Annotated in this window: 7 protein-coding genes and 1 pseudogene; 6 read left to right on the top strand and 2 right to left on the bottom strand. The window is 40.8% G+C overall.

Annotated features, from left to right (window positions below; genetic code table 11):
- Window positions 1-143: 143 nt before the first annotated feature.
- Together PX481_RS22535 and PX481_RS22530 are read right to left on the bottom strand one after the other, a co-directional pair.
- The gene (locus PX481_RS22535) at window positions 144-272 is read right to left on the bottom strand and encodes a hypothetical protein (protein ID WP_256378307.1); all 129 of its coding nucleotides are present in this window, start codon (window positions 270-272) and stop codon (window positions 144-146) included.
- A 175-nt stretch (window positions 273-447) separates the two neighbouring features.
- The gene (locus tag PX481_RS22530; protein ID WP_002759366.1) at window positions 448-987 is read right to left on the bottom strand and encodes a DUF3782 domain-containing protein; all 540 of its coding nucleotides are present in this window, start codon (window positions 985-987) and stop codon (window positions 448-450) included.
- Window positions 988-1,484: 497 nt separating this feature from the next.
- Between PX481_RS22530 and PX481_RS22525 the strand changes: the two genes are divergently transcribed.
- The 6 genes and pseudogenes from PX481_RS22525 to PX481_RS22500 form a co-directional block, all read left to right on the top strand.
- Window positions 1,485-2,792 carry a hypothetical protein gene (locus tag PX481_RS22525; RefSeq protein WP_288096149.1) on the top strand — a complete coding sequence of 436 codons (1,308 nt, stop codon included), beginning with the start codon at window positions 1,485-1,487 and terminating at the stop codon, window positions 2,790-2,792.
- Between the two features lie 236 nt (window positions 2,793-3,028).
- On the top strand, window positions 3,029-3,256 hold the full coding sequence (locus PX481_RS22520) for a hypothetical protein (protein WP_002759371.1): 228 nt from the start codon (window positions 3,029-3,031) through the stop codon (window positions 3,254-3,256).
- A 370-nt stretch (window positions 3,257-3,626) separates the two neighbouring features.
- The gene (locus tag PX481_RS22515) at window positions 3,627-4,394 is read left to right on the top strand and encodes a biotin/lipoyl-binding protein (protein ID WP_223212998.1); all 768 of its coding nucleotides are present in this window, start codon (window positions 3,627-3,629) and stop codon (window positions 4,392-4,394) included.
- 321 nt (window positions 4,395-4,715) lie between these two features.
- Window positions 4,716-5,156: a hypothetical protein gene (locus tag PX481_RS22510; RefSeq protein ID WP_288096145.1), complete on the top strand. Its 441-nt coding sequence runs from the start codon at window positions 4,716-4,718 to the stop codon at window positions 5,154-5,156.
- Between the two features lie 64 nt (window positions 5,157-5,220).
- The gene (locus PX481_RS22505) at window positions 5,221-5,397 is read left to right on the top strand and encodes a hypothetical protein (protein ID WP_170915562.1); all 177 of its coding nucleotides are present in this window, start codon (window positions 5,221-5,223) and stop codon (window positions 5,395-5,397) included.
- A gap of 54 nt (window positions 5,398-5,451) precedes the next feature.
- A pseudogene (locus PX481_RS22500) lies at window positions 5,452-6,162 on the top strand (aromatic acid exporter family protein); the annotation flags it as partial.
- Between the last annotated feature and the right edge of the window lie 120 nt (window positions 6,163-6,282).

Genomic DNA, 6,282 nt, shown 5'->3' with positions numbered 1-6,282 from the left:
GAAAAGTCATGATCAAGCTAGAGGTTTAAAGACTGAGCGGGTTCCAATTATTTTTATTAATAAATATTTTACACAATTCATACCAGGTAAGCAAGAGGGCTACGCCACTACTACCGAATCATTACCAAGCGAGTTTTGATCTTTTACCATAAAACAGGAATCTTAGCCAAAGCTTCAGCCGTAAAGCGTTTCGCTAAATCTCCCGTCCCAGACTTCACAAACTCTTGTACTGCTAAGGTGATAAGTAAACCTGCTGTTAATGGCTCAGTCATTTTTAAATTTTCCTCTAATAGTAATTCAAATTGGGTTTGAGACTCTAAACGTTTGGAGAAAAATAAAATCTCTAAATTTTCAATCTCTTCACTCTCATGGCTCTCTTGGATCTGGTGGGTAAAATGTATTCTAAGATACAGTCTTGCGGGCGAGGGGGTGGAACGAAAGCTAAACCTACCAAACCCGGGGCGTAAACTCCGCATCATTTAAAATTATTACATTTTCCCCTGACTGCACCAACACAAATAAACCCTGACGACAAGCGTAACTCGCCACCTCATTGGGAACAATCATCGCTGCCACCGCTCCCAAAGCCTTTACATCTCGAAAACGAGGCATTAACCGCTTAAACTTGGCCAAACGTTGTAAATGCTCATCCACATCCCTTTGAGTTAACTTACTTTTGACCTCCACTAAAATGGCATCGGTATCATTTACTACCAATAGATCAATCTCTAAACCCTCATTATCCCGTTTTACCGAAATGCCAGGGTGAAACTCATGCACATCAATACCCCGCTCCTGAAACAGACGCACCACCGCAGGACGCACTTGCCACTCGACAAATTCTCCTAAACGATTGCCCAACTCCCCAATCTGCTGACTAACCCTGTTAATTTGCTTATCTGTTTCTTTTTGAGCTTGGGATAACTCTTGTTGGGATTGGGCCAATTCCTTTAGTATTTCCCGAATGTCTTCAATAGTAGCTGTCATAATGAATTTTCTCAAGTTAAAATGAAATTTTCTCTATTATAGCCCGATCGCTTTTTCTCCCTTGAAGTAACTGTTCAGGGGGTAGGGTTGATTCATGAATCAACCCTACAATGAATCAACCCTAGTTCAGGGGGGGACAAAATCTGATAATCTAAAAAGACGTAGAAAAGAGCGGCTACTGTGAGAGAGTAGTATCCATGCCTCTAGGAAAGGCAGTTCTTCTCCCTCTCTGCTGCCCCTGGAGAGTCCTTCCACAGAGTCAATGCCACTGGCGGCTTGACATCCCCCCCCCCTGAACGGTTACAATAAACTTAAGAGTTATTCCTTCTGTTCTTCAGGGGGATTTTTGAGGAGTTCACAAAGTTGGGAGGTCTGGTGGCATTGAGGGGAGGGATGCCAAGCAATGCTCTTTTATTCAGCGTGTTGGCGGTATTCCTCTAACATTCGGGTCAGTTCTCCTACTAGCGGTTTGTTTTGTGTTATTTTTTTGTAAAAAATTGTTACAAAAGTTACCAGTAAACGGAATTATGCTAGAAACCAAAACAATAGAGACAGACAAAAAAAATAAAGCTATTAAATTAATTATGAAGGGATTAAGTATTCAATGGCTTCCCTTGATAACTATTGTGGTACTTTCAAAGGCTAAGATTATTCCTGATAAATCACCCTTATTAGGCGTGTTAGCATTTATTGTATTAGGATTATTAATATATGGATATTTTCCTTTTGTTAAGGGTTGTTCTCGTTACATTCAAAGTAAAGGATACTCACCTAGTTGGGGGATAGTAGGATTACTTAGTTTTGTTGGCTTATTTCTTTTATCGGCAATTACTCCTAAAAATACCGTTATATCCTCAGAAGATTTATCTGAAGAACAGTCAACGACTACTCCTTTTGAAAAAATTAACCTTGTAGAAATTTTTTTATTCTACAGCATAGGTTTACTATACACAATGGTGATCTGTGCAATGCCACTTTTTAAACTTAATAATTGGGACTATACGGGATTTTTCAACGAAACAAGTGGACAAAGAACAATTTTCTTCGCATTCTACATCTTTCTGTGGTTATTGTTAGTTATAAGAGATTTAAAAATAGCAGATTTTAAACTCAAAGATTTTATTCCTAATCTGAAAATCTCTTGGCGAATAATTACTGAAATAGCGATTATCTACACTACTTTTTCGATCTCATTGGGTAGGTTAATTTATTATAGTTTTTCTTTAATATTGCCTGACCATTTTTCTTTAATATTGCCTGACCATATGGAAAAAATAATTAATCAATATAATCCTCAAGATTTTGGAATGTTTTTACTTGATTTTTTAATTGACATTTTAATAACGTATCCATTCCATATTTTTTTATTTCAAGGAATTTTATTACAAAAAATATCTCTTAAAGTGGGAAATAAAAAAGCTATTTTAGTGATACTTCTTATATTTTTTATATTGTGGCTTCCTACGTTTAAGCCCAATTTCCTAGTTAGTTTGTTTTACATATTGATCTTATCCATTTTATTGTTTAAAACTGCCAATTTATTAGATATATTTGTTTTTGGGGCAATTACAACCCTAATGTCTAATATGTTATGGTTTATTTTTTATGCTCAAAACTTCAACTTTCCCTATCTTTCAATTCTTGAGTATAGGAAAATAAATGAACCTTTTTTAGTTCTATACTCAATTTTAGGAGTTATATCTTGCATCTTTTTAGTTAAGTTTATTCGTAATAACTTTCCTAAAGAAAATGACAAAATTCCTTATTTAAAAAATAGAGAAAAGTTATTAAGTCAGCAATTCTAAATTTGCGCTGTAGCAAAGGTTTCAGGTTTTAGTTCACATAATACGGGCTAAAATTTAATGGGATTAACGATTCTATTTCACAAGACTTCAGGTTTTTAGCATGATAGTACACATGGAATTGCCCCAAAAACCGCCTTTAAAATGTTGGTAACCGTTCAGGGGGGGACGAAATCTGGTAATCTAAGGGGCATGGATGAGAAGCACCAACGGTTGATACCAGGAATTGGTGCAGGGGATTGGGAAAGAACGACCGCCAACGTCAGACAGCTAGTAGTGCAGTTAGGTTTGAAGATAGAACAGCTAGAGCAACGGTGCTGTGGCGGCGCACTAGCTTTGGTTCTCAAAGTGAGGCGGGTAGTGTTTTTGTGGCGCGGATGCTGACGTTAGTTAGCAAAGGCAGTTCTTCTCCTTCTCTGCTACCCCAGGAGAGTTCTTCCACTGAGTCAATGCCACTGGCGGCTTGACATCCCCCCCCCTGAACGGTCACAATGAGACTATACGCCTTATGTAAGTTAAAAGCTGGAATGGTGTAAACTCGTTCGATAGATTATCTCTCTAGTCGGAGTGTTGGACTCAAACACTTGATCCCTAATTAGGTTGTTTTAGGTCACATCAAGAGTAATACTTTATTAGGTTTCTTACAGGAAATTTTAAAGGTTTGAGCCTTCGGTAAATCTTTCGAGGTAGCCTAGTTATCTTATGTCAAAAATAGCTTGAGCGATTTTTTCAGAGGATTTTCCTGGTCTAAAGTAATATCCTCTGAATGCTTATAATGTTACAAATTAAGTGATTTTTACTCATTTCAGTACAATGGCAAAGAATCAAGCCGAATCTATGTCTGATCAGAATCATCAGCAGCCAGATATGGGTGCGAAGAAAACAACACAGGCTAGGATAGAACATCAGGATAATAATCAAATAAAAACGGGAATTGATCCTAAAATTAATTCGGAAAAAACGTTTAAATATTCGGAGCCAACAGGAAGATTAGGGGAGATAATCCTGCGCTTAATGCCGGTCGGTCTTTTGCTCGGAGGACTGAGTTATTGGGCGATAGTTGGCAAGATTCCGACTCCTATTCAAGGACGAGCGGTCATTTTGATTCCTCGTTCTATTGTTAATATCGAACCCCGTCAAGGTGGGCGGGTGTTAACCCTCCTGATTCAACCGGGAGATTCTGTCAAAAAAGGGCAATTACTGGCAACTTTAGAGTTTCCTGAATTAGAAACAGAATTAAAGGATAAAAAGGATAGACTAGCAGCTCTCAAGCAGCAGGATAAAAGAGTTGACTCTATTGAAGTGAGTCGTCGCCAATTGAATGCAGCCTCAATAGATCGCCAGCAAAAGGCGAATCAGCTTCAGATTAAAGCACTTCAAGTTCAATTATCCAGTAATCAAAAACAGCGAGAGGCTTATCTCTCCCATGCTCGATACCTTAAAAATTTCCAGAACTCAACGGATCAAAGACTAGCCGCCTACGATAAACTTATCGAAGAGGGGGCTGTCGCCAAGCTAGATTTTCCCTCCTATTTGTTTCAGTTCAATAATCTAGAGGCTTCTAATAGTATCAATCGCGTCCAAATAGAACTCGGTCTCGCGTAGCGAGCGCGTTGCGACCGCCTGAAGGGGGTTGATGAAAGCCTGCCAGTAGTTGAACACGGGCGGCACAGAATAATATACTAAACACAGAAAAACGGCAAATAGACCTCCAAGATACAGCCAGTGATATTCTTCGTTACAATGCGATCGCTGACCAGCAACGAGAGATTAATACGTTAAAAACCACTATTCAAGCCAACAAAAATGTAGTGAGTCTGTACAACGGCCAGATTTTAGACTTATCTGTTAATCCGGGGGAAGTTCTGGCTCCGGGGGGGGCGCATCGGTACGTTAGAAGTCTCCAATCTAAAGGCCAAGACCAACGTGGTGGCATTGTTTAAGAGTGGTGATGCCAAACGATTAGAACCGGGCAAGGAAGTAGAAGTCGTTCCCGATCTCTATGATCGCGAACGCTATGGGGGTATCGTCGCTAAGGTAATTACCGTCGATCAGCAGCCGGTAACTGTGGCAGAACTGGCAAATATAGTCGGAAGTAATGAACTCGCCAGCAAGCTGTTTCTGGGTAGGGATGAAGACGATCGCGATAAGCCTATACCCGTCAATGCCAGTGTTATCAAAGCCACTTTAGCCCTGAAGGTCGATCGCAATACACCGAGTGGTTTTTACTGGACCCAAGCCAAGGGGGCGCCCCAAACAATTACCAACGGGACCACCGCAGATGTCCATGCCGTGGTGGAAGAGCGTTCTTTGGTGAGTTATATAACCCCTGCTTTTCGCTGGATTACAGGGGTGTACGACCGTTAACCACAATCTTGCGAGCGTAAGTAGCTGAAAGAAACAACGACTAGAATAAACGGTTAAACCTAATATGGAAAATCCGAAAAGACGTTCTCAATGGTGGACTTGGTGGTTTAAGTGGTGGATTATTGCCGCAGCCTTTGTCTTAGTAATCCTGATCCATAGTGAGCCTCCTCAGCTTTGGTTTTGGTTGGTGACGTTTTTGGCACTGATTTTATATGGGATTGAGCGAGCGATTAATGAATAAAATGAGTAAGCCGAAAAAGGATATAGAGATACCTTGGACAGTAAAAACGGGCTAATGATCAGACAGGGATTGAAATTTTCCCTGGGTGCTGCTCTCTTAACGAGTTTCTTTTGGCACCGAGGAAATGTTTTAGACAACTTTGTCTATCCCGTCTTTGGCTATGTATCTGTACTGATTGAGCCATCGATGGGAGGTGCGGTCGCAACGCGCTCGCTACGCGAGATCGCCGCAGGTTTGGGGCGTTTGGGGGGAAGTGCTTTGGGGGGAATCATTGCCGCTATCCTGGTGAACGCCTACGGAATCCAAGGCTCAAGTTTTTTTGTCATTCCCTCTCTCACCTACATTTTAGCCGCCCTGATCTGTGAAACTTACCGATGGCAAGCCGCTTATTCCCAAGCCACACTACTGGGCGCTTTAATTGCCATGAGAGTGGTAGGAACATCAGCACAACAAAATATCTGGCTCTATTTGCGGTCGCAACGCGCTCGCTACGCGAGATCGCACCTCATCGATAACTGGATCGGAATCGCTGTGGGAATTGCTGTGGCCTTACTATTTTGGCCCCAGAATACTCGAGCCGATCTCAACCGGAACTTGATGGGAATCCTTCAAGATATACCGCGCTTGTTCCAAAAAATCCTCGATCGCTACCTAAAAACTGATGGAGACAAGCAGGATTATCCTCTTTCTATTGAGCAGAACGAGCTTAACTTAGTCAATCAGATTAAAAAATCAACGCAAACTAGCCTTTCAATGCTCACAAAAGGGTAATGATTCGGTAGTAGTGGCGTAGCTCTCTTGCTTACCTGGTATGAATTGTGTAAAATATTTATTAATAAAAATAATTGGAACCCGCTCAGTCTTTAAACCTCTAGCTTGATCATG

The sequence above is a fragment of the Microcystis sp. M53603_WE2 genome (genome assembly GCF_030065435.1).
This window is presented reverse-complemented; position numbering and strand designations above follow the sequence as displayed.